Origin of the sequence: Herminiimonas sp. CN (genome assembly GCF_000622895.1) — a bacterium.
GTDB lineage: Bacteria > Pseudomonadota > Gammaproteobacteria > Burkholderiales > Burkholderiaceae_D > AVCC01.
The window spans coordinates 1-25,403 of the sequence record NZ_AVCC01000029.1 but is presented as its reverse complement, the minus strand read 5'-3'; the positions used below and the strand labels follow the sequence as shown (position 1 = coordinate 25,403).

General features: G+C 57.9%; 25 protein-coding genes. 8 read left to right on the top strand and 17 right to left on the bottom strand.

All coding sequences use genetic code 11. The features are described from left to right. Window positions 1–32 precede the first annotated feature (32 nt). The 10 genes from purU to pstS form a co-directional block, all read right to left on the bottom strand. On the bottom strand, window positions 33–902 hold the full coding sequence (purU, locus tag HMCN_RS0108425; protein ID WP_025916970.1) for a formyltetrahydrofolate deformylase: 870 nt from the start codon (window positions 900–902) through the stop codon (window positions 33–35). A gap of 151 nt (window positions 903–1,053) precedes the next feature. Then, window positions 1,054–1,623, bottom strand: a complete 570-nt coding sequence (locus HMCN_RS0108420) for a polymer-forming cytoskeletal protein (protein WP_025916969.1) — start codon at window positions 1,621–1,623, stop codon at window positions 1,054–1,056. Between the two features lie 490 nt (window positions 1,624–2,113). After that, entirely contained in the window at window positions 2,114–2,593 is a 480-nt protein-coding gene (locus HMCN_RS0108415) for a hypothetical protein (RefSeq protein WP_162174124.1), read from the bottom strand. A gap of 242 nt (window positions 2,594–2,835) precedes the next feature. Further along, window positions 2,836–4,149, bottom strand: a complete 1,314-nt coding sequence (gene phoR / locus HMCN_RS0108410; RefSeq protein WP_025916967.1) for a phosphate regulon sensor histidine kinase PhoR — start codon at window positions 4,147–4,149, stop codon at window positions 2,836–2,838. Window positions 4,150–4,162: 13 nt separating this feature from the next. Beyond that, window positions 4,163–4,852, bottom strand: a complete 690-nt coding sequence (phoB, locus tag HMCN_RS0108405) for a phosphate regulon transcriptional regulator PhoB (RefSeq protein WP_025916966.1) — start codon at window positions 4,850–4,852, stop codon at window positions 4,163–4,165. A gap of 5 nt (window positions 4,853–4,857) precedes the next feature. Continuing rightward, on the bottom strand, window positions 4,858–5,562 hold the full coding sequence (gene phoU, locus HMCN_RS0108400) for a phosphate signaling complex protein PhoU (RefSeq protein WP_025916965.1): 705 nt from the start codon (window positions 5,560–5,562) through the stop codon (window positions 4,858–4,860). A 36-nt stretch (window positions 5,563–5,598) separates the two neighbouring features. Then, window positions 5,599–6,384 (bottom strand): phosphate ABC transporter ATP-binding protein PstB, encoded by a 786-nt coding sequence (pstB, locus tag HMCN_RS0108395; RefSeq protein ID WP_025916964.1) that lies wholly within the window; start codon window positions 6,382–6,384, stop codon window positions 5,599–5,601. Window positions 6,385–6,402: 18 nt separating this feature from the next. After that, a complete protein-coding gene (gene pstA, locus HMCN_RS0108390; protein ID WP_025916963.1) occupies window positions 6,403–7,263 on the bottom strand; it encodes a phosphate ABC transporter permease PstA in 861 nt (286 codons plus the stop codon). Continuing rightward, the gene (gene pstC, locus HMCN_RS0108385) at window positions 7,260–8,192 is read right to left on the bottom strand and encodes a phosphate ABC transporter permease subunit PstC (protein ID WP_369792144.1); all 933 of its coding nucleotides are present in this window, start codon (window positions 8,190–8,192) and stop codon (window positions 7,260–7,262) included. Before pstC ends, pstA begins: the two co-directional genes overlap by 4 nt. Window positions 8,193–8,565: 373 nt before the next feature. Further along, window positions 8,566–9,609, bottom strand: a complete 1,044-nt coding sequence (gene pstS / locus HMCN_RS0108380; RefSeq protein WP_025916961.1) for a phosphate ABC transporter substrate-binding protein PstS — start codon at window positions 9,607–9,609, stop codon at window positions 8,566–8,568. 220 nt (window positions 9,610–9,829) lie between these two features. Here pstS and ppk1 point away from each other — a divergent pair, with 220 nt between their 5' ends. The 3 genes from ppk1 to maiA all read left to right on the top strand — a co-directional run bounded on the left by ppk1 (window position 9,830) and on the right by maiA (window position 13,210). After that, window positions 9,830–11,929, top strand: a complete 2,100-nt coding sequence (gene ppk1, locus HMCN_RS0108375) for a polyphosphate kinase 1 (RefSeq protein ID WP_025916960.1) — start codon at window positions 9,830–9,832, stop codon at window positions 11,927–11,929. A 12-nt stretch (window positions 11,930–11,941) separates the two neighbouring features. Further along, window positions 11,942–12,400 carry a phosphohistidine phosphatase SixA gene (sixA, locus tag HMCN_RS0108370; protein WP_025916959.1) on the top strand — a complete coding sequence of 153 codons (459 nt, stop codon included), beginning with the start codon at window positions 11,942–11,944 and terminating at the stop codon, window positions 12,398–12,400. Window positions 12,401–12,547: 147 nt separating this feature from the next. Next, window positions 12,548–13,210: a maleylacetoacetate isomerase gene (gene maiA, locus HMCN_RS0108365; RefSeq protein ID WP_025916958.1), complete on the top strand. Its 663-nt coding sequence runs from the start codon at window positions 12,548–12,550 to the stop codon at window positions 13,208–13,210. A 28-nt stretch (window positions 13,211–13,238) separates the two neighbouring features. Here the strand turns inward: maiA and HMCN_RS0108360 are convergent, their stop codons facing one another. Then, a complete protein-coding gene (locus HMCN_RS0108360) occupies window positions 13,239–14,090 on the bottom strand; it encodes a fumarylacetoacetate hydrolase family protein (RefSeq protein ID WP_025916957.1) in 852 nt (283 codons plus the stop codon). Between the two features lie 216 nt (window positions 14,091–14,306). Here HMCN_RS0108360 and HMCN_RS0108355 point away from each other — a divergent pair, with 216 nt between their 5' ends. Beyond that, the gene (locus HMCN_RS0108355; RefSeq protein ID WP_025916956.1) at window positions 14,307–14,762 is read left to right on the top strand and encodes a membrane protein; all 456 of its coding nucleotides are present in this window, start codon (window positions 14,307–14,309) and stop codon (window positions 14,760–14,762) included. Between the two features lie 122 nt (window positions 14,763–14,884). Here the strand turns inward: HMCN_RS0108355 and HMCN_RS0108350 are convergent, their stop codons facing one another. The 3 genes from HMCN_RS0108350 to htpG all read right to left on the bottom strand — a co-directional run bounded on the left by HMCN_RS0108350 (window position 14,885) and on the right by htpG (window position 19,276). Further along, window positions 14,885–15,292 carry a hypothetical protein gene (locus HMCN_RS0108350; protein ID WP_025916955.1) on the bottom strand — a complete coding sequence of 136 codons (408 nt, stop codon included), beginning with the start codon at window positions 15,290–15,292 and terminating at the stop codon, window positions 14,885–14,887. Between the two features lie 243 nt (window positions 15,293–15,535). Further along, complete coding sequence (locus HMCN_RS0108345; protein WP_025916954.1) at window positions 15,536–17,083, bottom strand: PAS domain-containing methyl-accepting chemotaxis protein; 1,548 nt, start codon at window positions 17,081–17,083, stop codon at window positions 15,536–15,538. A 279-nt stretch (window positions 17,084–17,362) separates the two neighbouring features. Then, the gene (gene htpG, locus HMCN_RS0108340; protein WP_025916953.1) at window positions 17,363–19,276 is read right to left on the bottom strand and encodes a molecular chaperone HtpG; all 1,914 of its coding nucleotides are present in this window, start codon (window positions 19,274–19,276) and stop codon (window positions 17,363–17,365) included. A 207-nt stretch (window positions 19,277–19,483) separates the two neighbouring features. Between htpG and HMCN_RS0108335 the strand changes: the two genes are divergently transcribed. After that, complete coding sequence (locus tag HMCN_RS0108335) at window positions 19,484–20,449, top strand: chemotaxis protein (RefSeq protein ID WP_025916952.1); 966 nt, start codon at window positions 19,484–19,486, stop codon at window positions 20,447–20,449. 81 nt (window positions 20,450–20,530) lie between these two features. Here the strand turns inward: HMCN_RS0108335 and HMCN_RS0108330 are convergent, their stop codons facing one another. Next, window positions 20,531–20,755 carry a glycine zipper 2TM domain-containing protein gene (locus HMCN_RS0108330; RefSeq protein ID WP_025916951.1) on the bottom strand — a complete coding sequence of 75 codons (225 nt, stop codon included), beginning with the start codon at window positions 20,753–20,755 and terminating at the stop codon, window positions 20,531–20,533. 223 nt (window positions 20,756–20,978) lie between these two features. Beyond that, window positions 20,979–22,418: a PLP-dependent aminotransferase family protein gene (locus HMCN_RS0108325; RefSeq protein WP_025916950.1), complete on the bottom strand. Its 1,440-nt coding sequence runs from the start codon at window positions 22,416–22,418 to the stop codon at window positions 20,979–20,981. Between the two features lie 122 nt (window positions 22,419–22,540). Here HMCN_RS0108325 and HMCN_RS0108320 point away from each other — a divergent pair, with 122 nt between their 5' ends. From HMCN_RS0108320 to HMCN_RS0108310, 3 genes are all read left to right on the top strand, one after another. Beyond that, the gene (locus HMCN_RS0108320) at window positions 22,541–22,840 is read left to right on the top strand and encodes a DUF2917 domain-containing protein (RefSeq protein ID WP_025916949.1); all 300 of its coding nucleotides are present in this window, start codon (window positions 22,541–22,543) and stop codon (window positions 22,838–22,840) included. A gap of 263 nt (window positions 22,841–23,103) precedes the next feature. Continuing rightward, window positions 23,104–23,562 (top strand): RidA family protein, encoded by a 459-nt coding sequence (locus tag HMCN_RS0108315; RefSeq protein WP_025916948.1) that lies wholly within the window; start codon window positions 23,104–23,106, stop codon window positions 23,560–23,562. Window positions 23,563–23,761: 199 nt separating this feature from the next. Continuing rightward, window positions 23,762–24,955 carry a PLP-dependent aminotransferase family protein gene (locus tag HMCN_RS0108310; RefSeq protein WP_025916947.1) on the top strand — a complete coding sequence of 398 codons (1,194 nt, stop codon included), beginning with the start codon at window positions 23,762–23,764 and terminating at the stop codon, window positions 24,953–24,955. A gap of 234 nt (window positions 24,956–25,189) precedes the next feature. Here HMCN_RS0108310 and HMCN_RS19785 read toward each other — a convergent pair. Then, on the bottom strand, window positions 25,190–25,403 hold a 214-nt coding region (locus tag HMCN_RS19785), incomplete at its 5' end, for a hypothetical protein (protein ID WP_238552042.1).

The window sequence follows — 25,403 nt, the reverse complement described above, 5'->3', positions numbered from 1 at the left end:
GATGCAGGATGCGCCGGGCACACCCGGCGAAATTATTTGAAAACCACCGTCTTGTGACCGTTGAGCAGGATCCGGTGTTCGACGAACCACTTGACCGCGCGCGCCAGCACCACCGATTCGACGTCGCGGCCAATCGCAGTCAGGCTGTCGGCGGTCATTGCGTGATCGACGCGCTCCACGTCCTGCTCGATGATCGGGCCTTCATCGAGATCGCCGGTGACGAAATGGGCGGTGGCACCGATCAGCTTCACGCCGCGCTCGTGCGCCTGGTGATACGGCTTGCCGCCCTTGAAGCTGGGCAGGAAGGAATGGTGGATGTTGATCGCCCGCCCCTTGAGCGCGTCGCACAGGGCCGGCGACAGAATCTGCATGTAGCGCGCCAGCACCACCAGATCGATCTGCTGGGTTTGCATCAGATCCAGTATGCGCGCTTCCTGCGCCTGCTTGGCTGCAGCGGACGCGCCCGCTGCCAGCGGCAGGTGATGGAATGGAATGTTGTAGCTGGCGGCGAGCTGGTAAAAATCCATGTGATTGGACACGATGGCCGGGATTTCGACCGGCAGCAGGCCGCTTTTGTAGCGGAACAGCAAGTCGTTGAGGCAATGGCCGATCTTCGAAACCATCAGCATCATGCGCGGCTTGTGATGGGCATCGAACAATTGCAGATCCATCCGCATGGTTGCCGCCAGCGCCGCAAATCCGCTGCGCAGCGCGGCATCGCTGACGTCCGCATCCTCAGCGGCGAAATGGACCCGCATGAAAAACAGTTGCGACAAGGCGTCACCGAATTGGGCGGAATCGATGATGTTGCAGCCGTGATCGGCCAGGAAACCGGAAACGCTGCGGACAATCCCGCGCTGGTCAGGACAAGACAGGGTAAGAATATATTCGGGATGCATGATGGTGATCTGGTTACGGGCAAAAAGCGGCACCGATGCGCCGCTCGACAAGCGCCTATTGTCGCATGCTCGTCAATTCAATTCCCACATGGAAAAAATCGCGCAGCCTGGCTACAGGGTGCGCGATGATCCCGGCCTGACTGAACCGCGGGTGTTACGGCACTACCACGACCTCCGTATCCTTGGCCAGAGTGGCAGCCGACCCAGCCGGGGCAGCACCGGCCTGCACGTCGCCAATCAGCTGGCCGCCCTCTTCGATCACGATTTTGCCGTAGCGAATTTTTCCACTGACCTTGCCGGTGGCGTAAATCACCAGCTTGACGCGCGCGGTCAGGTCGCCATTGAATTCGCCCCGAATCTCAGCGATATCGATTTCTGCCGAACCCTTGAACGAACCGTTTTCGGCAATCTGAATGACGCGCGAATCCATCGTCGCCTCGACCCGTCCCTCGACCACCAGGGTATCGCAATCGGTAATCTCGACCCCTTTGAGCTTGATGTTCGGGCCGACTATCAGCTTGCTGCCGACCTCATTGGTGCTGGCATTTGAAGTGGCCGTGGCAGCAGACGGACTGACGGCGTTGGCTGCCTTCGGAATATTCAGGCCGGCGCCGGACATGATGCCGCTGGCAGCGCCGAGAGATGCATTCAGCGTACTGCTGCCAGGGGTTGTGGCAGGATTGCCGGGATTACGTTTACCAAAAAGTGATTCGGAACGAAGCATGTGATTTCCTTCAGGAACTCTGAACGGTTGGCAAGTGCCCTGCATTGTTCACCGACGCATTAACAATGCAGGGCAGCGGAGAAATTAATGGCGAACAACTCGTGCGTTGATGCATTGCGTTGCGCCAATACTGTGTGCGAAATCGCCTTCACAAACGCAAACAACGCGACTCTGCGCAAGAGTGGCGGCCCGTAACAAGTAAAACAAGCGTGCAATTGCACCCCCGTTGGTCCGCGATGCGCGTCAATAGTTCCTGAGTTTTTCCGCATTTCATAAATAGAACGACCGTTCAAATTTACGCTATAGTAAACCCGCGATTTTGACCGGAGGAGACCGAACATGAGCACTACCGCCTCGCAGCCCGTCCGCTCGGCATGCCCAAGCTAGGCGATTGGCAGGTCGCGATTGCACCGGTGCGCGACATCGCCGAGGGTTTCAACTAAATACAGTGCCCGGTATTTGATAAAACCAGGGTGCGGCGGAAGAGTATCTAGGGTCGCAGCAAGGAGCTGCCCAAGCCCTGCAGCGGTCCCAAAGGGTTGCGTTCTTCCTGCAACTGCTGGATATTCGGCTTGCCGCTCCACAGCTTGTATATCACCCGATCATTCCTGATCACGACGATCGCATTGAACTGCCATCCGGAAATATCCACGCGACGGTTAAAATTCAGAAAATCCAGCCAGAAATTGCCAAACCGGTTGCGGTCAAGATGCGTCTGCCCGATCTCGTAAGCGATGCAGATCTTGTTTTCCATCAGGCAGCTTTGCAATTCCGTATCCAGCGAGCGGATATCCAGCGATGAGCCGGCGGTAATCTTGCGCAGCAAATCGGCATGGCTGAGGATCGCGACATTCGGCGTTTTTTCCGGGTCGATGCCCAAATCTTTCAGTTGCGCCATCGAAGTCGAGTAGACAACGATGCTGTCGAACATGGCCTGCGCCTCAGCATAACTGCCCCACGGAGTACGCATATCCTCTTTGGAATGCGGCAACAGGTCGGCGCACCCGGTCAGCATAAAAAAAATACCGACGAGATAACATCTTTTAAAACGACCGCAACGCCGTATCAGCTTCATATGTGGTCCGTTTGATTGCAACAGGCATATCCTGCGGCAACCTTGCTGAGACGAAAGACAAGGTTTTATTCTGCCTGAAAAATGCCGCCTTAAAACACATAACAAGCAATACCATGGCCTAAATCAACCCAATGGCATCAATTTACCATCGGCAGCGCCGCCTCACACACTGAACCGCTGGAAAACTGGACCGCAAAGGTGCTGCCGGCGTTGGGCGCGGATTCGATCGACAGCGTCGCACTGTGCCGCAGCAGCACATGTTTGACGATAGCCAGACCGAGGCCGGTGCCCTGGGTCTCGCGCGAGCGGCTTTTGTCGACCCGATAGAAACGCTCGGTCAGGCGCGCAATGTTTTCCGGCAAAATCCCGATGCCAGTATCTTTTACCGAGAATTGCGGTCCGTTCGCGGTCATGCACCAGCCGATCCGGATACTGCCGCCCGCAGGGGTGTAGCGCACCGCATTTGACACCAGGTTGCTGAAAGCGCTTCGGAGCTCTTCGGTACTGCCCTTGATGTCAGGGCCGTCGATTTCCAGCGTTATCGCATGACGCCCGGCCGACAGCGCATTGGCCTCGCGCAAGATGCTTTCCAGCAGCGTTTGCACCCGGACGTGCTCGGAGCGCATCGGGTAATCGACTGACTCCAGGCGCGACAGCGTCAGCATGTCCTCAACCAGGTTCTGCATGCGCTGCCCCTGCTCCGCCATCAGTTTCAGATGCGCGGCCCGGGTTTGCGGGTCCAGCCGGCCCTGGCCGAGTGCAATTTCAAGAAAGCCGTTAATCACGGTCAGTGGCGTGCGCAATTCGTGCGACGCATTGGCGATGAAGTCGCGTCGCATCATGTCGATGCGGTCGGAGTCGGTCGCATCATGCGTGACCAGAATCTGGCGCCGGCTTTCAAACGGAATAATCTGGACCACCAGCTTGCGCTCCTTGAACGACAGCGTCAGCGGCTGCTCGTAGCGGCCCAGCATGATGTAATCCATGAAATCCGGGCTGCGCACCAGATTCGTCACCCGCATTCCCTTGTCGCGCTCCAGGGTCAGGCCGAGATGCTGTTCCGCCGCCGGATTGCACCACTCCAGGAACAGCACATCGTCCATGATGACCACCCCGTCCGGCAGCAAGTGCATCGCCTGCCGGAAACGCGCCAGCCACTCGGTCAACTCGGCCTGGTTCTTTTCATCCAGGCGGCGGTTGCGGTACAAGCGGGAGTAAACATCGGTCCAGGCGCCCCAGCCATCCGGCAATTTCTCGCTATTGGGCTCATCCAGCCAGGCATTCAGCTGGTACAGATAAGACAATTGCACCCCAAGCAGGACAATCAGCGCCAGCACTGCAGCAACCAAGCCCGGCACCAGGCCGAAAAAGAACCCGATGACTGCGGCTCCCAGCAAAAGAAAAACCAGCCGCAAGGCGGCCGGGATCCAGAACAACAACGATGGGTTCATAAACTCCTAATACTTATTTTTCGGTCAGCATATAACCTACGCTGCGCACCGTTTTGATCAGATGCTGCGCACCCTGCAAGACCTTGCGCAAGCGCAGCACATGCACGTCGACGGTGCGCTCTTCGATCACGACATGGTCGCCCCATACCTTGTCGAGCAATTGGCTACGGGAAAACACCCGTTCCGGATGCGCCATGAAAAACTTCAGCAGCTTGTATTCGGCATGACCAATGTCAATTTTTTGACCGCAAATGCTGACGCTGCAACTTTGCGGATCCAGCATCACATTGTTGATCGTCATTGTGTTCTGCGCATGCTCGGGACTTTTGCGGCGCAGCATGGCATTGATACGTGCAGTCAGCTCGCGCGGGGAAAACGGCTTCGTGATGTAGTCGTCGGCCCCGTGATCCAGCCCGGCAATCTTGTCTTCCTCCATGCTTTTGGCTGTCAGCATGATGACCGGCAAGCCGCTCCACTGGCGCTCGGCGCGTACCCGCGACAGCAGCCGCAAGCCGCTCTGGTCAGGCAGCATCCAGTCCAGCAGGATCAGTTGCGGCGTGTTTTTCTGCAGAAATTCCCAGGCATCGGCAACACTGCGCACCACCACCGGATTCCAGCCGGCTGCGCGCAAGGTAAAAATCACCAGTTCCGCAATTGCGGGCTCGTCTTCCACTACCAGAATTACTATTTTATCGGCCGCCATAGTGCTTATCCGGCAAGATCCTTGTTGGCTGCAGCGTAATCGGTGTGCCGAATGTCCTTGCCCTCGACGATATAAATGACGTACTCGGCGATATTCTTGGCGTGGTCGCCAATCCGCTCGATCGCCTTGGCAACCCAGATGGTGTCCATCGCAATCGAAATCGTGCGCGGATCTTCCATCATGAAGGTAATCAAGGTACGCATGATGGAGCGGAACTCGTAATCGACGCTTTCATCCTGGGCGATGATCCGAACCGCCTGCTTTTCGTCCAGCCGCGCGAACGCATCAAGCGCATCATGCAGCATGGCGCCGGCGCCGGCGGCGATCACGCGCACAGTCTCGTAGTGATTCAGGATCGCGGCTCCGCGCTCCTTAATGCTCTTGGCGGCGCGGGCAATTTTGGTGGCCTCGTCGCCGATGCGCTCCAGATCGGTGATGATGTTGTAAGTCGACATGACGATGCGCAGATCATTGGCGGTCGGCTGACGGCGCACAATCAAACGGCTGCATGCATCGTCGAGCGTGACTTCCAGCTGGTTGACCGCATCGTCGCCCTTAATGACACGATCCGCCTGCACCACATCGCCGCTGCGAAAACAGCTCATCGCATCCTGGAACTGGCTCTCGACCAAGCCGCCCATTGCCAGAATTTTGGACTGGATCATTTCCAGCTCGAGATCGTATTGCTTGGAAGAATGCACATTTGGCATCAGATTCCCCTTCTTGTATTTTAATGAATGCGGCGCTTAACCGAAGCGGCCGGTAATGTAGTCTTGCGTTTCCTTTTTCGCCGGGTTCATGAATATCTGATCGGTTTCGCCAAACTCGACCAGCTCGCCCAGATACATATACGCAGTATAGTCAGAGATACGGGCCGCCTGTTGCATGTTGTGGGTGACGATGGCGATCGTGTAATCCTGCTTCAGCTCGTTGATCAATTCCTCGATCTTGGCGGTGGAAATCGGGTCCAGCGCCGAAGTCGGCTCATCCAGCAGCAGCACCTCGGGCTTGACCGCCACCCCGCGCGCAATGCACAACCGCTGTTGCTGGCCGCCCGACAGGCTCAGGCCGCTCTTGCCCAGTTTATCCTTGACCTCGTCCCAGATCGCGCCTTTTTTCAGCGCCCATTCGACCCGTTCATCCATTGCGCCCTTCGACAGGTTTTCGTACAGCCGCACGCCAAAGGCAATGTTGTCATAGACCGACATCGGAAATGGCGTCGGCTTCTGGAACACCATGCCGACCTTGGCGCGCAGCATGTTGACATCCTGCCCCTGCTCCAGAATATTGCTGCCGTGATACATGATGCGGCCTTCCGCGCGCTGTCCCGGATACAGGTCGTACATCCGATTCAACGTGCGCAGCAAAGTCGATTTGCCGCAGCCGGAAGGGCCGATGAAGGCGGTCACTTTTTTTTCGTGGATATTCAGATTGATGTTTTTCAAGCCATGAAAAGGGCCGTAGAAAAAATTCAGGTCGGAAATTCCGATGGTCGTTTTTGGGTTCATGTTCACAGACGTTTGCGTATTCATATCGTTCATGATGGCCACTTAATGCTGGATTTTCTGGTTGAACAGGGTGCGTGACAGGATATTCAGGCCCAGCACGCTGAACGTTACCAGCAGAGCGCCGCCCCAGGCCAGTGTGCGCCAGTTGTCGTACGGACTCATCGCAAACTGGTAAATCACGACCGGTAAATTGGCCATCGGCGCGTTCATGTTGGCGCTATAGAACTGGTTGTTCAAGGCAGTAAACAGCAACGGCGCGGTTTCGCCCGAGATTCTGGCGATCGCCAGCAAAACCCCGGTCATGACGCCGGCCTTGACAGCGCGCAGGCGCACGTGAGTTGCCACTCGCCAGCGCGGCGCGCCCAGCGCGAACGCTGCTTCGCGCAGGCTGGTCGGCACCAGATTGAGCATGTTGTCGGTAGTACGCACCACCACCGGAATCGCAATCAAAGAAATTGCAAAACTGCCGGCCCAACCGGAAAAATGCTTCACATTGGCGACATAAATTGCATACACGAACAGACCGATCACAATCGACGGCGCCGACAGCATGATGTCGGTAACAAAGCGGGTAATCTTGGCAAACCAGCTGACTTCGCCGTATTCGGCCAGATAAATCCCGGCCAGAACCCCGACCGGGGTGCTGATGAACACCGCGGCTCCCACCATCAACAGGCTGCCGACGATCGCATTCATCAAGCCGCCGCCATCGCTGCCCGGCGCCGGCGTGGTCTGGGTCAACATTGCCAGGTCAATCGCACCGACACCCTTGACGATCAGGGTCAGCAAGATCCACAGCAGGAAAAACAGGCCGACCGCCATCGCAAAAAACGATAGCGCAATGCCGATCTTGTGCTTCCACAAGCGCCGGCGGTAGACCGGATTCATCTCGAAAGTTTTCATTTCATTCCCTCTTTACGGGACATGCCCATCAACATGAGCTTAGCGGCCGACAACACGATGAAGGTGATGACAAACAGGATCAGGCCGAGCGCGAACAGCGACGACACATGCAAAGTCGATTCGGCTTCGGCGAATTCATTAGCCAGGGTGGAGGCGATGCTGTTGCCGGCGGCAAACAGAGACCAGGACAATTTGTGCGCATTGCCGATCACGAAGGTGATCGCCATCGTCTCTCCCAGCGCCCGCCCCAGGCCCAGCATCACGCCACCAACCACCCCGATCTTGGTGTAAGGCAAAACCACCTTGCGCACCACCTCCCACTTGGTGCAGCCGAGCGCATAAGCGGACTCTTTCAGCACCGGCGGCACGGTTTCGAATACATCGCGCATCACCGAGGCAATAAATGGGATGATCATGACCGCCAGAATCAGGCCCGCAGCCAGAATCCCGATTCCCATCATCGGGCCCTTGAACAACTGGCCGACAATCGGCAGTTGACCCAACGTATGTGCCAGCGCCGGCTGAATATAGTCGGCAAACAATGGGGCGAACACGAACAGGCCCCACATGCCGTAAATGATGCTGGGCACTCCGGCCAGCAGCTCGACCGAGGTGCCCAGCGGTCGCTTCAGCCAGGCCGGGCAGATTTCAGTCAAGAACAGTGCGATGCCGAAGCTGACCGGAAACGCGATCAGCAGCGCAATCAGGGACGTGACGAGGGTGCCGGAGATGGCGATCAGAGCGCCGTATTTGTCGTTGACCGGGTCCCACTCGATGCTGGTCACGAACGGCAGCCCGAATTCCTTCAGGGCCGGCCAGGCGCCGATCATCAACGAGACGATGATACCCATTAAAACGAACAAGACACTCAGCGCAAACAAGAGTGTCAGTTTATGGAAGAGAAAGTCCTGCAGCCGCTGCTTGCGCATGGTCGCCTTCAGCTTATCGCTGAAGATATGGCTTTCGGTAATTTCGTCATCCTGCTGCGACACGCGATCCGCAATGGAGTTGAGGTGTGCGCTCATGGCGTGCAATATGCAAAAAGAACTGGATTCATAAAATATCCCGAAGTGGAGGGACAAAATGGCCGCCGGCGCTGTGTGCGGCCGGCAGCCAGGAAACATTGCTGTCCGATGTTACGCATTCTTCATGAACGGCACCAGAACACGGGCATAGCCGAGGCTAGGATGCACATTACAAAATCATGAGTATGATGATTTTTATGGCATTTACCGCATATATTCATTACGAAAGAAAATATACTCCATAAAATACGCAACATCGGTCACTACCCCGCCGAAACTACCAGACTGCCTTGCCTGAACCGTCCTTCAATTGCGTCTTCCAGGCTTCATTGACCAGCTTGACCACTGGAGCCGGCATCGGCACGTAGTCCAACTCGCTTGCCATCGCGCCGCCATTCTTGTAGGACCAGTCGAAGAACTTCAGCACTTCTTTCGCGCGGCCGGCATCTGCTTGTGCCTTGTGCATGATGATGAACGATGCGCTGGTGATCGGCCAGCTGGATTTGCCCGGCTGATTGGTCAAAAGCACCGCCATGCCCGGCGTCTTGACCCAGTCGGCGCCTGCTGCGGCAGCCTTGAAAGTATCGTCATCCGGCTGCACGAACAGGCCGTCGCGGTTTTTCACCTGGGTGTGCGACATCTTGTTCTTTTTGGCATATGCATATTCCACGTAGCCGATCGAGCCCTTGATGCGCTGCACGTTGGCGGCGACGCCTTCATTGCCCTTGCCGCCGACCCCAGCCGGCCATTTGACCGCGGTGCCCGCACCCACGCCAGCCTTGAAATCGGCATTGGTCTTCGACAGGAAATCGGTCCAGACAAAAGTGGTGCCGGAACCGTCCGAACGATGCACCACAGTAATATCTTCATCAGGCAACTTCACGCCCGGGTTCAGCGCCGCGATTTCATGCGCATTCCACTTGACGATCTTGCCCAGATAAATATGCGCCAGCACATCGGACGTCATCTTCAACTGGCCGGGAGCCACGCCCGCCAAGTTGACGATCGGCACCACACCGCCCATGATGGCAGGGAACTGCATCAATCCTTCCGCCTCCATTTCCTCGAATTTGAGCGGCATGTCGGAAGCGCCGAAGTCGACGGTTTTCGCCTTGATCTGCTTGATGCCGCCGCCGGAGCCAATCGACTGGTAGTTCAAGCCGTTACCGGTTGCCGTTTTGTACGCCTCGGCCCATTTTGCATAAATCGGGTAGGGGAAGGTTGCTCCGGCGCCGGTGATATCGGCTGCCATCGCGGTAGAAAACGTCATTGCCGAGACTGCGGTAAGGGCGACTGATTTAATGAGTTTATTCAAATTCATGACAGCTCCGTTGGGTAAATAGATGCAACAAGGCGAACTGTACTGAACATATATGACAGCTTTATGACGTGAATTAATGTTATTTGAAATACGCCCCGACTTCACTAATATCAAACCCAATCTGTCATTAACTTGTCATATTTCATGCCTACACTGAAAATCGGACTTACGTGCTTCCCTCATTTTGTTGCCTTGCCTTGTCTTCATGAATAAAAAAAATATGAAGCCCAATCTTGCCGTCATTGCTCCTTACGCCAATAGCAGCATCTATCTCGACCGCGAGTTGTCATTGCTGGCATTTAACCGACGGGTACTGGCGCAGGCCGAGGACAGCAGCGTGCCGCTGCTGGAGCGCCTGCGTTATTTGTGCATCGTCAGCAGCAATCTGGATGAATTCTTTGAAGTCCGGGTCGCCAGCATCCTGGCGCAAAACAGCATCGACGGCGTCCTGACCGAGCACCCAGGCCTGCTGGCATCACTCGAGCGCATCAGCGCCGAATGCCACCAGCTGGTGCAGCATCAATATACGATTCTCAACCATGCGGTGTTGCCGGAACTGTCGCGACACGGCATCCACCTGCTTCGCCACAATGAGCGCAATGATGCGCAGCGGGCCTGGATCAAAGACTATTTCGAGCGCGAAGTACGGCCGTTGCTGACACCGATCGGGCTCGACCCGGCCCATCCGTTTCCGCAGGTGGTCAACAAGAGCCTGAATTTCATCGTTTCGCTGTCCGGCAAGGATGCGTTCGGCCGCGGCACCGCGATTGCCATCGTGAAAGCGCCGCGGGTGCTGCCGCGCGTGATCGAATTGCCGCGTGCGCTGACCGGCAAAGGCATCGCCTTCTGCCTGCTGTCTTCCATCATCCATGCCCATATCGAAGACCTGTTTGCCGGCCGCGAAGTGCTGGCTTACTCGCAGTTTCGCCTGACCCGCGACAGCGATCTGTGGGTGGACGAGGAAGAAGTCAAAAACCTGCGCCAGGCGCTGCAAGGCGAGCTGCAAAGCCGCCAGTTCGGCGCCGCAGTCCGGCTCGAGGTGGCTAAAAACTGCCCGGAACATCTGGCGCAGTTCTTGTTGAATCAATTCTCGCTCGATCACAGCCGCCTGTATGCGGTGGACGGGCCGGTCAACATGGTGCGCCTGTCGGAACTGATCGATCACGTCCAGGCCCCGGCCCTGCGCTTCCCGCCTTTTTTTCAGGGGCAGCAGCCGCTGCCGTCCAGCGGCGACATTTTCACCCTGCTCAAGAAGCAGGACGTACTGCTGCACCATCCATTCCAGACCTTCCAGACCGTCATCGACTTCATCCGCAGCGCCGCGCACGACCCCGACGTGCTGGCCATCAAGCAAACCATCTATCGCACCGGCATGGATTCCGATCTGATGCAGGCGTTGATGACGGCCGCCCGGCTGGGCAAGGAAGTCACCGTCATCGTCGAACTGATGGCGCGCTTCGACGAAGAGGCCAATATCAACTGGGCCGACCAACTGGAGCAGGCCGGCGCCCAGGTGGTGTACGGCGTGGTGGGACTGAAAACCCACGCCAAGCTGGCGCTGGTGATCCGGCGCGAAGCCGGCGTGCTGCGCCATTACGCCCATCTCGGCACCGGCAATTACCACGCCAAAACCACCCGGCTCTACACCGATTTCGGCCTGCTGACCGCGCACCCCGAAATCGGCGCCGAAGTCAACGAAGTCTTCATGCACCTGACCAGCCTGACCGAGCCGAAACGCATGACTCATCTGTGGCTGGCGCCGTTTTCGCTGCAAAAGAACATCATCAAGGCGATTCGCAATGAAGCCAGGATTGCCCGCGAAGGCCGGCCGGCGCGCATCATCGCAAAAATGAATGCGCTGATTGATGAGTCGGTGATCCGCGCGCTGTATGCGGCCTCCGCCGACGGCGTCAAGATCGACCTGATCGTGCGCGGCGCCTGCGCGCTGAAGCCCGGCGTGCCCGGCCTGTCGGATAACATCAAGGTACGCTCAATCATCGGCCGCTTCCTGGAACACAGCCGCATTTATTATTTCCGCAACGAGCAGGCGCACAACGTCTATCTGGCCAGCGCCGACTGGATGAACCGCAATCTGTTGCGCCGCATCGAAGTCGCCTTCCCGGTCTATGACAAGGCGCTCAAGAAGCGCGTAATGTCCGAAGGCTTGCAGCCTTACCTGAAAGACAATGCCAATGCCTGGGAACTCGCTTCCAACGGCTCCTATCATCGCAAGAAGCCGCGCACCAAACAGACCCGTTTTTGCGCCCAGCAATTCCTGATGCAGGCGCTGGGCTCGCACACTGCAATCGATAAGGATTGATGGGAGCGCATCATGGAACTGATCCTGTGGCGTCACGCTGAAGCCGAACCGGGCGAACCCGATGCGGAGCGGGCGCTGACCGCCAAAGGCCACAAGCAGGCGGCGAAAATGGCTGAATGGCTCGACAGCACCCTGCCCAGCGGCTGCAGAATTCTGGTCAGTCCGACCCTGCGCACACGGCAAACCGCCGAAGCGCTGGAAAGAAAATTCAAGCTTTGCGCCGAGCTCGCGCCGGATGCCAGCGTGAAAGGGATACTTGCGGCCGCCAACTGGCCGCAAGGCCGCGAACCGGTCCTGATCATCGGCCACCAGCCCAGTCTGGGGCGGCTGGCCGCCCTGCTCGTCAGCGGCACCGAGCAGGATTGGCCGATCCGCAAAGGCAGCGTCTGGTGGTTCGCGCAAAGAATCCGCACCGAACAGCCGCAGACTTACGTGCGCGCCGTGATGGCGCCGGAACTGGTGCTGAAATAGCTTTTCGGCTCGATATCAATCGTGACCGCGAAGACAAAGTGCATGGTTGATGTGAAAATGGAATAAGACACAGTTATCGTGTGTTTTCAGAATGCCAATGCATGCATGCCGGAATGCCGCACCGATCTGAGGGAGGCCGCGATTGCCATGAAACTGTACAGCTATTTCCGCAGCTCGGCCGCTTATCGGGTGCGCATCGCGCTCAACCTGAAAGGGCTGGCTTACGATGTGATCCCGGTGCATCTGCTCAGGCAGGGCGGCGCGCAATTCTCGCCCGATTACCTGAGACTCAATCCGGAGGCGCTGGTGCCGGTGCTGATCGACGACAGCCAATTGGGGTCGGGCGCGCCGGTGCTCAAGCAATCGCTGGCCATCATCGAATACCTGGAGGAAGCCTACCCTGCAGTGGCGCTGTTGCCGCCGGCGCCGCTGGCGCGCGCCTTTGTGCGCGGCATCGCGTTGTCAATTGCCTGCGATATCCATCCGCTGAACAATCTACGCGTACTGCGCTACTTGGCGCGGCAGCTGAAGGTGGACCAGGAAGACCGCGACGCCTGGTATCGCCACTGGTGTGGGCAAGGCCTGGCGGCGCTGGAGCAAAGCCTGGCCGCCGATGCGCGGGTCGGGACGTATTGTTACGGCGATACTCCGACGCTGGCCGATTGCTGTTTGATCCCGCAACTCTTCAATGCCGAGCGGCTCGATTGCGACTTGAGCGCGATGCCAACCCTATTGCGGATCCGCGATGCCTGCATGCAGCTCGATGCATTTGTAGCGGCAGCGCCCGGCAACCAGCCGGACGCCGAGTAAAGCCGCCGCGCTGCCGCGTACTGTCAGCTCACGGTTTTTGATAGGCGATCACGTCTTGCTGCTGCTCGCCCAGTCCGGCGATGCCGAGCGTCAGTTGATCGCCGGGCTTGAGGAAGCGCTGCGGCCGCATCGCCATGCCGACGCCGGGCGGGGTGCCGGTGGTAATGATGTCGCCCGGCATCAGCGTCATGAAGCGGCTGACGTAGCTGACCAGTTTGGCGACCGAAAAAATCATGGTCCTGGTGCTGCCGGTCTGCATCCGCTCGTCGTTCAGGTCCAGATACAGGTTCAGGCGCTGCGGATTCGGCACTTCGTCGCGCGTCACCAGCCAGGGACCGACCGGGCCGAAGGTATCGCACCCCTTGCCCTTGTCCCATTGCGAACCGCGCTCCAGCTGGAATTCGCGCTCGGATACGTCATTGACCACGCAATAGCCGGCCACATATTGCAACGCATCCTTTTCGGTCACCGATTGCGCCTTGCTGCCGATGACCACGCCCAGCTCGACTTCCCAGTCGGTTTTCTTCGAGCCTTTCGGCAGCATGACAGGATCGTCCGGCCCCGACAGGCAGGACGTGGCCTTCATGAAGATGATCGGCTCGGCCGGTTTCGGCAAGCCGGCTTCGGCTGCATGGTCGGCGTAATTCAGGCCGATCGCAATGAACTTGCCGACCTGCGCAATCGGCACGCCAAAGCGCGGATTTCCGCGCACTAACGGCAAATTCGATGGACTGATCTTGCCGAGTTTGGCCAGCGCCTTGTCGGACAATTGCTCGGTGCCAATGTCGGCGATGACGCCGGACAGGTCGCGCAATTTACCTTCTGCGTCGATCAAGCCTGGTTTTTCTTTGCCGGGGCGGCCGTAACGGACCAGTTTCATAACATCTCCTTATGGGTGGGTGCGCAGACAAGGGCAGAATGATTTCCCTGCGATTGTGCCAAGCAATATCTGTTGCACGATGAGCCGGGGGAGATTTTATAGCAAGTCAAGCGGAACACGGTTTCTGCCGCCCATTGCCGACAAGAATCATCTGCCCGGAAACGGTAGAATACGCGTACTTTTTAACCGGAATTGATAATGCAAGCGAAATCCAACATGAAGAAACTGATTTTAGTCGCCAGCCTGACCATGACCGCGTTGGCCGGATGCGCGGTGACGCCGAATTCCGCCAATGTCTACAGCAGCAGGCAGGCGCAGGGCGAGCAAACCGTGCGCATGGGCGTGGTCGAGTCGGTGCGCGAAGTGAGCATCGACAAGGGTTCGAGCGGCGTCGGCCAGCTGGCCGGCGGCGCGGTCGGCGCGGTGGCCGCCGGCTCCAGCATCGGCGGCGGCAATGGGTCAATCGTGGCCGGCATCCTCGGTGCGGTCGCTGGCGGCCTGGTAGGACAGAATGTCGAAGCCAACATGGTCAACCGGCGCGGGCTGGAGATCACCGTCAGGCTCGACAGCGGCAGCTTGACCGCCATCACCCAGGACGCCGACGAAATGTTCCGCGCCGGCGAACGGGTGCGCCTGCTGTCGTCCGGCCGCACTGCGCGGGTTACGCATTGACGGCGCGCCCGACGGCACCCGCAGACAATCGATTTTATGCTGGAGTATGATTAAAAATCATGCTATTCCCGCACATAATCATACGGAAATTAATAATACAGCATACTGTATGTTAATTCGTCTCAGGCGATCTGCAACGGCTCGCCGGCCCGGTCGAAGGCCATGAAGCGCGACAGTTTGGCGCCGGTCTGGACTGCGCTAACCATCATTTTCAAGCCCTGATCGGCCTCGGATGCGCTCGGCATCACGCCATTTTTCCCTGCCATGCAAGCCACCAGCACCACATCCCAGTGCTGCCCGGTTTGCTCCGATTCCTTTACCAGGGCGGCGAAATCACTCAGCGCATCCAGCGTCTTGTCCACGCACACCACCGGCGTCAGCGCACCGCCCAAGCCCGCCCGAAAATTTTCGGCTTCGGCTTCGGCATGGTCGTCCGGCAGTTCCTTTTTCGCGAATACGAACAGCAGCCGCTGCGGGTCGGATTGTTGCGCTGCCGCTTGCAGCAAGTCTTCAAAGTTCGAGATCGACATGGTTCTTCAGTTCCGTGGTTGAGTGGATTCAGCTGCACATCGATTTTCGATGCATATTGGCGCATAGGCGGCGCCCTTTGCCGCCCTTTGCGTTTTGTACTTGCCGCGGGCCGGCAGCGAACAGCCCGGCAATTTTACTGGAAGCGCGCGGCTGCGGCTAATCCATGCCGCAGACGGCATTGCGCATTTTGCATTGCCGCGACACCGCTTTGACCGTGTCGCGGCAACCGGAGGGCCGGGCACTTATAGCTTGAAGACCGAAATCGCCTGCAACAGCTTGGTTGATTGCTGTTCCAGGCTGGTGGCGGCAGCGGCCGCCTGTTCGACCAGCGCGGCATTTTGCTGCGTGACCTCATCCATTTGCGCGACCGCGTCATTGACCTGGCTGATGCCGGCGCTTTGCTCATGCGAGGCGGAGGAGATTTCGTTCATGATGCTGGTCACGCGCTGGATCGAGGACATGATTTCGCTCATGGTCACACCGGCCTGATCGACCAGGATGGTACCGGCATCGACTGTAGCCACCGAGCTATCGATCAGCGCCTTGATTTCTTTGGCTGCAGTGGCGCTCTTTTGCGCCAGATTGCGCACTTCGGTGGCCACCACCGCAAAACCCCTGCCCTGCTCGCCGGCCCGGGCGGCTTCGACCGCCGCGTTCAACGCCAGGATGTTGGTCTGGAAGGCGATGCCGTCGATCAAGCCGATGATATCGACGATCTTTTTCGCGGACAGACTGATATCGCTCATGGTCGTGACCACATTCGATACGATCGCGCTGCCTTTTTCCGCGATGGTGGAAGCGGTGCCGGCCAGCACATTGGCCTGGACCGCATTGCCGGCGTTCTGCTGCACGGTCGCAGCCAGCTCCTCCATGCTGGATGCGGTTTCTTCCAGGCTGGCTGCCTGCGATTCGGTGCGGCCCGACAGATCCATGTTGCCGCTGGCGATTTCGCTGGTGGCGACGTTGATCTGGCCCAGATTGCTGTGCAGGTCGCCGATGATGGCACGCAGGTTGATGCTGATCTGCCGCAACGAGCGCAACAGCCGGCCCATGTCATCATTGCGTTCGAGGCTGACTTGCTGCGTCAGATCGCCGCCGACCAGGATATGGGCGACATCGATTGCCTGTGCCAGCGGCACAATGACGTGCGCGTGCAGGCTGTACCACAGGTACAGCGTGAGCGCGATGGCAAGCGCGCCGATGGCGGCAACCCAGCCGCCGCCAGCCGATGCCGCGATGCCCATGGCTGCAATGGCCAGCAACAGCAGGCCGATATTGAGTCCGATGCGCCAGCGTAGCGGCATGTCCCTGAGGGCGGCGATCTTGCTGCCCAATCCGGTTGGGGCCGGCGAGCCATGCCGGATAGTGAGCTGATTCGGATTGCCTTCCCGAATTTCCTTGTACAACCGGCTGGCGGCAGCCACCTGCTCCCGGCTCGGTTTGGCGCGCACCGACATATAACCGATTGGCCTGCCGTTTTCTATCACCGGCGTCACGGTCGCAAACACCCAGTAAAAATCGCCGTTCTTGCAGCGGTTCTTGACCATTCCGCTCCAGGGTGTGCCGGCCTTGATGCAGTGCCACATATCGGCAAAGGCCTCGGCCGGCATGTCCGGATGGCGCAGGATGTTTTGCGGCGCACCGATCAATTCCGCTTCCGAAAAGCCGCTGACCTCGGTGAAATACGCATTGACGTAAGTGATGTTGCCCTGCAAATCGGTTTTGGAAATGATGGCGTGGCCATCTAGCAACGGGTATTCGGTATCGTTGACAGGGGTGTTCAGACGCATTGATTGCTTTCGGGGTGACGGTAAGTGTGACAAAAGTATTATCAATAACGACAACAAAAAATATTAATTAAATAAGTTTTTCTCGTTCGCCGTAACGACGGCAGCGCCGGCGCCAGCCACCGCGCCAATCTTAGCAGGGACCGCCGATCTTAGCCGGGACCGCCAACCGATTTGATTTTATTGGGAGTATGCAGGAGAGATATTTCCTGCCGATGAAAATCAGTGCAAGCGGGTATGCCGGATTTTTCCGGCATACCCGTGGTGGGACGTATTACTGTATTACTTGGCTGCCATATCCAGCAGCATCGCGTTCAGGCGCTTCACGAAGCCGGACGGATCGGCCAGCTGGCCGCCTTCGGCCAGCGCAGCCTGGTCGAACAGCAGGTTGGCCCAGTCGTCGAATTTGGCATCTTCATACTTCAGGCGTTGCACCAGAGGATGGTTCGGATTGATTTCCAGAATCGGCTTCGATTCCGGCGCTACCTGCCCGGCTGCCTTCAACATGCGCTGCAGATTGCCGGACAGTTCGTGCTCGTCGGCCACCAGGCAGGCCGGCGAATCGGTCAGACGGAAGGTGACGCGCACTTCCTTGGCCTTGTCATTCAGCGCCGTCTTCATCTTCTCGACCAGGTCCTGGTACTCGGTCTGGGTTTCTGCGTGCTGCTTCTTCTCGGCCTCGTCTTCCAGCGCGCCCAGATCGAGGCCGCCCTTGGCCACCGATACCAGATTTTTGCCTTCGAATTCAGTCAGGAACGACAGCATCCATTCATCGACGCGATCCGACAGGATCAGCACTTCGACCCCTTTCTTGCGGAAGATTTCCAGGTGCGGGCTGTTCTTGGCGGCAGCATACGATTCGCCGGTGACGTAGTAGATCTTGTCCTGGCCTTCCTTCATGCGGCCGATGTAATCGGCAAACGACACGTTCTGCTGGTCGCTGTCGTTGGCGGTCGATGCCATGCGCAGCAGCTTGGCGATGCGCTCCTTGTTGCCGGCGTCCTCGCCGATGCCTTCCTTCAGGACCTGGCCGAATTCCGTCCAGAAGGTCACGTACTTGTCTTTTTTCTCCTGCTCGTCGGCGTTCGCCATTTCTTCCAGCATGCCCAGCACGCGCTTGGTCGAGCCTTCGCGGATCGCCTTCACGTCGCGCGATTCCTGCAGGATCTCGCGCGACACGTTCAGCGGCAGGTCGTTGGAATCGATGATGCCCTTGACGAAGCGCAGGTAGACCGGCATCAGCTGCTCGGCATCGTCCATGATGAACACCCGTTTCACGTACAGCTTGATGCCGCCGCGCTTGTTGCGGTCCCACATGTCGAACGGCGCATGGGACGGGATGTACAGCAATTGCGTGTACTCGCTGCGGCCCTCGACCCGGTTGTGGGTGTAAATCAGCGGCGCTTGGAAGTCGTGCGAGACGTGCTTGTAGAACTCGTCGTACTGTTCCGGCGTGATGTCGGATTTGCTGCGCGCCCACAGTGCGCTGGCCTGGTTGACGGTCTCGAACTCGTCGCGGGCGACGGTTTCCTTCTTCTCTTCGTCCCACTCCTCTTTCTGCATCAGGATCGGCAGCGGGATGTGGTCGGAATAGGTGCGGATGATCGATTTCAGTTTCCAGGATGACAGGAACTCGTCCTCGCCTTCGCGCAGGTGCAGCGTGATGGCGGTGCCGCGCGACGGCTTGTCGATCGCTTCGACGCTGAAGTCGCCGGCGCCGGCCGATTCCCAGCGCACCCCTTCAGTGGCCGGCAGGCCGGCGCGGCGCGATTCGACCGTGATCTTGTCGGCGACGATGAAGCCTGAGTAGAAACCGACGCCGAACTGGCCGATCAGCGCAGCATCCTTCTGCTGGTCGCCGGACAGGCGGCCGAAAAATTCCTTGGTGCCGGATTTGGCGATCGTGCCGAGGTGTTCGATCGCTTCGTCGCGGCTCATGCCGATGCCGTTGTCGGAGATCGAAATCGTGCGCGCCGCCTTGTCGAAGGTGATCCTGATCTGCAGCTCCGGATCGCTCTCGAACAGGTCCGCGTTATGGATCGCTTCGTAGCGCAGCTTGTCGGACGCATCGGATGCGTTCGATACCAGTTCGCGCAGGAAAATTTCCTTGTTGGAATACAGGGAATGGATCATCAACTGCAGCAGTTGCTTGACTTCGGCCTGGAAGCCCAGGGTTTGCTTTTCGGAAACAGTCATGTAGTCCTCGTAGTGGAGCGTGGTTGAACGGATCGCATAAAAATGGGGGTGATGAAATTGATTTCAAGACAAAGCGCCTGCATTGCGGCAGTACAATTTGCAGCGGCCTCTTAAGCGGTTTATTCCCTCAATTGATCTGAAACAATCGCAGTAATCTTCTATCAATATATAAACGTTAATTTCCATACAGCATCTAGGGGTACACACATGAGTACAGTGCAGCAGGAAGTCGATGAAAGAACCAATCTGACCGCCAATAACAAGTTTGAACTGCTGCTGTTCCGTCTGGGCGAGGCTGCCAATGCCGACCGTTCCGAATTGTTCGGCATCAATGTCTTCAAGGTGCGCGAAATTCTCGCGATGCCGACCATTACCAGCGTCGCCGGCGCGACGCCGCACATGCTGGGGGTGGCGAATATTCGCGGCCAGATCATCCCGGTGATCGATCTGCCGGGAATTATCGGCTGCACGCCCAAGAGCGGACTGAATATTCTGCTGGTGACCGAATATGCGCGTTCCACTCAGGCCTTTGCAGTCGAAGGCGTGGAAGAAATCGTGCGGCTGGACTGGAGCCAGGTGCTGTCGGCGGAATCGAGCATGGTGGGCGGCATGGTCACCAGCATTGCCCGCCTCGATGGCGACATCGACGGCACTCGCCTGGCGCAGGTGCTGGATGTGGAACAGATCCTGCTGGACGTCATGCCATCTAGTCAGCAAGAGGCCGACCCCGGCACGATCGGTCCGAAATTGGCGTTGCCGCCGGGTTCCATGATTCTGGCCGCAGACGATTCGCAGATGGCACGCACCCTGATAGAGCACGGGTTGGAGGCAATGGGAGCGCCGTTCATCATGACCAAGACCGGCAAGGAAGCCTGGGAGCGGCTACAAGTTATCGCCGACGCCGCCCTGGCCGAGGGCAAGACAGTGCATGACAAGATCGCGCTGGTGCTGACCGATCTGGAAATGCCGGAAATGGACGGCTTTACCCTGACCCGGAAAATCAAGCAGGATGCGCGCTTCAAATCGATCCCGGTGATCATTCACTCTTCGCTGACCGGGTCGACCAACGAAGAACACGTCCGTAGCGTCGGCGCGGATGCTTACGTAGCCAAATTCGTGGCAGAGGAACTGGCTACCACTATCCGGCGGGTGCTGGCACAGTCGGCCGGATAACTCGGCAAGAGCAAAACCGGAAAACCCCTGCCGCCATGACTTGGCCGCAGGGGTTTTTCGTTGCTGTGCTGTTACCGGATTTTATTTTTTTGGGCTGCTGACTTCGTGCCCGATGATACCGCCCACTGCAGCGCCGCCAACCGTCCCGACCGAACTGCCGCCTGTCAGCACCGCACCGGAAACAGCGCCAATGCCGGCACCGACCGCAGTATTCTGATCCCGCCGCGACATGCCGGAACATGCAGCCAGACTTGCCAGTGCGGTTACAACAAGCGCGTTGGCGGCCAGTTTTTTGATTGTTTTCATGTAATCACCTCTCTATGTGCAAACAACGATTGAACACTGTTATGCCAATGAAAAATTAGCAGCGTGTCTATATTTGAGTCGGATGAGGGCGTAGGTTCAAAAATATTACCAATCGTTGCAATTTTGCGGAGCTGTGGGCGAAAATCATGTTTTCGTGGAGTATGGACAAAAAATAGTGCCATATCCGCATATATTTATTGCGACTAATAAAAATACCCATCAATTAGAAAATCTTCTGCCGGGCACGCCCGATCTCCCGCTCCAGAAACCCCCGCACTTCCGGATCAAACAGTGCGGCAACGTTGATGCGCATGCGGCGCGACGGCAACTGGCTGGGCGAGAACAGGCAGCCGGGCGCCAGCAGGATATCTTCGCTGATCGCCCTTTCCGCCAGCACATTGGTGTCGCAGCCGGTGTCGGCCCAGACGAACATGCCGGCCGGGGTGCTGATGTCGATGCGCATGCCGATGCCCTCCAGCCACCTGATGCTGTCGGTGCGCACCGCGTCCAGCCGGTTGCGCAGGCGCTCGGTGTGCTTGCGGTACTGGCCTTCGGACAGGATCTTGTAGGCCACGCGTTCGCCGATTTCGCTGGTGGTCAGCGCGGTCAGCATCTTGCGGTCCGACAGCTGCCGGGCCCGCTCGGGCGAGGTGGCGATGAAGCCGACCCGCAGATTGGCCGCCAGCGTCTTGGAAAAACCGCCGAGGTAAATCACCCGGTTCAGCTGGTCGAGCGACGCAATGCGGGTCGCCGGCTGCACGCTGCTGCCGGGATGCATGTCGCAATAGATGTCGTCCTCGACGACGATGAAATCGTGCTGTTCCGCCAGTTTCAGCACCTGGAACGCCTTGGCGCTGGAAAGCGAGGTCGAGGTCGGGTTGTGCAGCACCGAATTGATCACGAACAGCTTGGGCTTGTGCAGCGCCGCCAGTTCGCTCAGCTTGGCGATGTCGGGGCCGTCCGGCAGGCGCGGGATGCCGACCACCTTGGCGCCCAGCATGGTGAATGAACCGAACATCAGGAACCAGGCCGGATCGTCGACGAAGATGGTGTCGCCCGCTTGCGTGAACTGGCGCGCCACCAGGTCCAGCGCCTGCGTGACGCCGGAGGTAGTGACGATCTGCTGCGGGGCGGCGGCAATTTCCAGCGCTGCCAGCTTCAGCTGCAATTGCTGGCGCAGCGGCAGGAATCCTTGCGGCGTGCCGTAATGCAGCAGCAGGTTCTGGTGCTGGCGGCTGATCGCATGCAGGCCGCTGGCGATCAGCCCGCCGTCCAGAAAATCGTGCGGCAGCAGCCCGATGCCGGGCATTTTTTGCGGCGACGTCGGGCGAAACATGCTGCGCACCAGCCAGGCGACGTCGAATTGCGGCGGCGCACTGCCGAACCGCTGGTTCGGATCCGGCGCTGCCAGCAGCGGCGCGCGTTCCCGCACATAAAAGCCGGAGCCGCGGCGCGACTCCAGATAACCCTTGGCCACCAACCGGTCATACGCCTCGACCACGGTAAACCGCGACACCGCGCTGCTGTCGGCGAACTGACGGATCGACGGCATGCGCGCACCGGTGCGCAGCAGCTTGTCGTCGATGCGAGCCTCGAGCGAGCGCACGATCTGCTCCACCAGCGAGGTGCCGGATTCCCGGGTGAGCTGTATTTGGCTATCCATCGCGCTGTCCTGTGTATCGGTGATTTTGCCAGTACAGTAAGAAATTTATCTGGCAAACTGTACTGGTAGTGTATTGGTTTTGTCGATTAGGATACATCAAACACACACCACAAGGGGTCAGCATGAAAAACATCGTCGCCAATGATTCCCTGGTTTTGCAGCCGGGGCAGCTGATTTCCGTGACCAGCGATGCCGCCCAGTTGATGCGCATCGATTGCGGCCGCGTCTGGGTCACGATCGAGGGCGATCCGATGGATCACTGGCTGTTCGGCGGCGACAGCCTGTTGTTGGTGCCGGCCCGGCATGTGGTGATCGAGGCGGACAAGATGTTCAGCCGGATCGATTTTCTGCCGCTGCCGCCGTCTGGAGAACGGCAAGCCACACAGGCAGGTACTGCCGTCGAACACGCCCTGAGCGCATGAGGAATCCGCATGTCACTTCTATGGGTTCCATGCATGTCGGCTTCAGATGCACGCCCCCGCACGTGCCGGGTAGCAATAGCACTGCACCGACAGACAGGAATGCCGGCGTTTTGAGATAATTAGCGGCAGACGCATGAAAAGTAGAAAAATACGAATACGATGCGCGCCGAAGATCGAAGATAATCGAAGTCCGGCCGTCCGGCGTCACATTGCATCGATAGGAAAATCCATCGATTTTTTTGAATTCTTCAATAAGGAATAGCATGTCTTTTTACCAGAAACTCGCCGCACTCAAGATCGAATTGCCTGCCGTTGCAGCACCTGCCGCTGCCTATGTGATGCATGTGCAAACCGGCAATACGGTTTTCCTGTCGGGCCATATTGCCAAAAAGGACGGCAAGGTCTGGGTCGGTCAGCTGGGCAAGAATATTTCGACTGAAGAAGGCAAGCTGGCCGCGCGTGCGGTCGCCATCGACCTGATCGCAACGCTGCAAGCGGCTTGCGGCGGTGACCTGAACCGGGTCAAGCGGATTGTGAAGGTAATGAGCCTGGTCAATTCGACGCCAGACTTTACCGAGCAGCATCTGGTGACCAATGGCGCCTCGGAACTGATCGGCGAAATTTTCGGCGAACAGGGCAAACATGCGCGTTCCGCCTTCGGCGTGGCGCAAATCCCGATGGGCGCTTGCGTTGAAATCGAATTGATCGCAGAAATCGCCTAAACCCGACAGAATAATCTACTACACTTGCAAACTATCGGACTCAGCTGGACTATTCTTCTCCGGCTCGATAGTTTGCTGAATCCCTGATTTCAGAAGTATCCTGCAGCGGGTGGTGTTTATCCCATGCCGCCCTCCTTCTGGAGCTGCCAAAAGCATGCTCAATACTGTGGCCTTCGCCATTCATTAATGCGAGACAAGAATGAAAATTGAAAATCCAAATCCGATCCAGTGGCAATTTGCACAGCGCGCAGAACAACTGCAAGGCTCGGCCATCCGCGAAATCCTGAAGATCACGCAACGCCCGGAAATCATTTCGTTTGCCGGCGGCCTGCCGTCGCCGGCCACCTTTCCGGTCGAGCAAATGCGCGCCGCCTACGATAAAGTGCTGTCGCTGCAGGGCAAAATCGCATTGCAATACGGCCCCACCGATGGCTATGGCCCGCTGCGGGAATGGATTGCCCATCGCCTGACGACATCCGATGCCAAAATCCTGCCGGAACAGGTATTGATGGTATCCGGTTCGCAGCAGGCGCTCGATTTGCTAGGCAAGGTGTTGATCGATGAGGGCAGCAAAGTCCTGGTCGAGACGCCGAGTTACCTCGGTGCGCTGCAGGCTTTTTCCGTGTATCGCCCGGAATTCGTCTCGGTCGCCACTGATGACGCCGGCCTGGTGCCGCAATCGGTCGCCGCCGTGGCAGAAGGCGCACGCCTGCTGTATGCCTTGCCGAATTTCCAGAATCCGACCGGCCGCAGCCTGACGCTCGAACGCCGCATCGAACTGGTTGAAACCTGCGCCCGCCTCGGCTTGCCGCTGATCGAGGACGATCCTTACGGGGCGCTCAGCTACCGCAACGAACCGCCGCCGAAGATGCTGACGATGAATCCGAACGGCGTGGTTTACATGGGCTCGTTCTCCAAGGTGCTGACGCCCGGCATCCGTCTCGGATATGTGGTGGCGCCGCTGCCTTTGCTGCGCCGGCTCGAACTGGCCAAACAGGCGGCCGATCTGCACACTGCGCAGCTGACGCAAATGGTGGTGTATGAAGTGGTCAAGGACGGCTTCCTCGACCGCCACATCCCGACTATCCGCACGCTGTATGCGAATCAGTGCCAGGTGATGCTGGACGCGATGGCCGAACATTTCCCGTCGTCGGTAACCTGGACCAAGCCCGAAGGCGGCATGTTCATCTGGGTCACGCTGCCGAAACACATCGACAGCATGAAGCTGTTTGAGGCCGCGCTGGAGCAACACGTGGCCTTCGTGCCGGGGGCCCCGTTCTACGGCAATACGCCGGAAACCAACACTTTCCGCCTGAGCTTCGTCACTGTACCGCCGGAGCGCATCCGCGAAGGCATCGCCAAACTGGGCAAACTGATCGCTGCCAGAATATAAGCGAAGCACGAAACTGTCGCCCGCTGTACGGGCGGGCGCAAGAAATAAGCCTGCGGCACGTCAAACGACGCGCCGCAGGCTTATTTTATTTGGGCGAAGGGAACCCGTGCAGCGCCTTCGACAATAATATATACATGCACCCGTATTATTCATATAGCAGTGAAAATATGGATTAAAAATGGTGTTTTTCTACATACCATACAAAATTATCATTTTTAAAAATAAGAAATCACATTAAAAAGCGCCGACAAGCAGCCACGCTTGAACAAATTGGCGACAGGCGCAAGACTTACATAGCCGCACACGTAGCCATTTTGAAGAAAATTTCAGCATCGAAGAAAATGCACGCAACCTGGTGCAGGCCAAACTTGAACCTGCATTGCAAAACGCCAACAATTTTAATGACATTTCACAATATTTATTGTAGTTTATGCACAGTATTTCATTG

Bases quoted from the DNA above. Each gene is read 5' to 3' on its own strand.
- HMCN_RS0108420 (WP_025916969.1), bottom strand. From the start codon at position 1,623: ATGCTTCGTTCCGAATCACTTTTTGGTAAACGTAATCCCGGCAATCCT.
- HMCN_RS0108415 (WP_162174124.1), bottom strand. From the start codon at position 2,593: ATGCGTACTCCGTGGGGCAGTTATGCTGAGGCGCAGGCCATGTTCGAC.
- phoR (WP_025916967.1), bottom strand. From the start codon at position 4,149: ATGAACCCATCGTTGTTGTTCTGGATCCCGGCCGCCTTGCGGCTGGTT.
- phoB (WP_025916966.1), bottom strand. From the start codon at position 4,852: ATGGCGGCCGATAAAATAGTAATTCTGGTAGTGGAAGACGAGCCCGCA.
- phoU (WP_025916965.1), bottom strand. From the start codon at position 5,562: ATGCCAAATGTGCATTCTTCCAAGCAATACGATCTCGAGCTGGAAATG.
- pstB (WP_025916964.1), bottom strand. From the start codon at position 6,384: ATGAATACGCAAACGTCTGTGAACATGAACCCAAAAACGACCATCGGA.
- pstA (WP_025916963.1), bottom strand. From the start codon at position 7,263: ATGAAAACTTTCGAGATGAATCCGGTCTACCGCCGGCGCTTGTGGAAG.
- pstC (WP_369792144.1), bottom strand. From the start codon at position 8,192: ATGCGCAAGCAGCGGCTGCAGGACTTTCTCTTCCATAAACTGACACTC.
- pstS (WP_025916961.1), bottom strand. From the start codon at position 9,609: ATGAATTTGAATAAACTCATTAAATCAGTCGCCCTTACCGCAGTCTCG.
- ppk1 (WP_025916960.1), top strand. From the start codon at position 9,830: ATGAAGCCCAATCTTGCCGTCATTGCTCCTTACGCCAATAGCAGCATC.
- sixA (WP_025916959.1), top strand. From the start codon at position 11,942: ATGGAACTGATCCTGTGGCGTCACGCTGAAGCCGAACCGGGCGAACCC.
- maiA (WP_025916958.1), top strand. From the start codon at position 12,548: ATGAAACTGTACAGCTATTTCCGCAGCTCGGCCGCTTATCGGGTGCGC.
- HMCN_RS0108360 (WP_025916957.1), bottom strand. From the start codon at position 14,090: ATGAAACTGGTCCGTTACGGCCGCCCCGGCAAAGAAAAACCAGGCTTG.
- HMCN_RS0108355 (WP_025916956.1), top strand. From the start codon at position 14,307: ATGAAGAAACTGATTTTAGTCGCCAGCCTGACCATGACCGCGTTGGCC.
- HMCN_RS0108350 (WP_025916955.1), bottom strand. From the start codon at position 15,292: ATGTCGATCTCGAACTTTGAAGACTTGCTGCAAGCGGCAGCGCAACAA.
- HMCN_RS0108345 (WP_025916954.1), bottom strand. From the start codon at position 17,083: ATGCGTCTGAACACCCCTGTCAACGATACCGAATACCCGTTGCTAGAT.
- htpG (WP_025916953.1), bottom strand. From the start codon at position 19,276: ATGACTGTTTCCGAAAAGCAAACCCTGGGCTTCCAGGCCGAAGTCAAG.
- HMCN_RS0108335 (WP_025916952.1), top strand. From the start codon at position 19,484: ATGAGTACAGTGCAGCAGGAAGTCGATGAAAGAACCAATCTGACCGCC.
- HMCN_RS0108330 (WP_025916951.1), bottom strand. From the start codon at position 20,755: ATGAAAACAATCAAAAAACTGGCCGCCAACGCGCTTGTTGTAACCGCA.
- HMCN_RS0108325 (WP_025916950.1), bottom strand. From the start codon at position 22,418: ATGGATAGCCAAATACAGCTCACCCGGGAATCCGGCACCTCGCTGGTG.
- HMCN_RS0108320 (WP_025916949.1), top strand. From the start codon at position 22,541: ATGAAAAACATCGTCGCCAATGATTCCCTGGTTTTGCAGCCGGGGCAG.
- HMCN_RS0108315 (WP_025916948.1), top strand. From the start codon at position 23,104: ATGTCTTTTTACCAGAAACTCGCCGCACTCAAGATCGAATTGCCTGCC.
- HMCN_RS0108310 (WP_025916947.1), top strand. From the start codon at position 23,762: ATGAAAATTGAAAATCCAAATCCGATCCAGTGGCAATTTGCACAGCGC.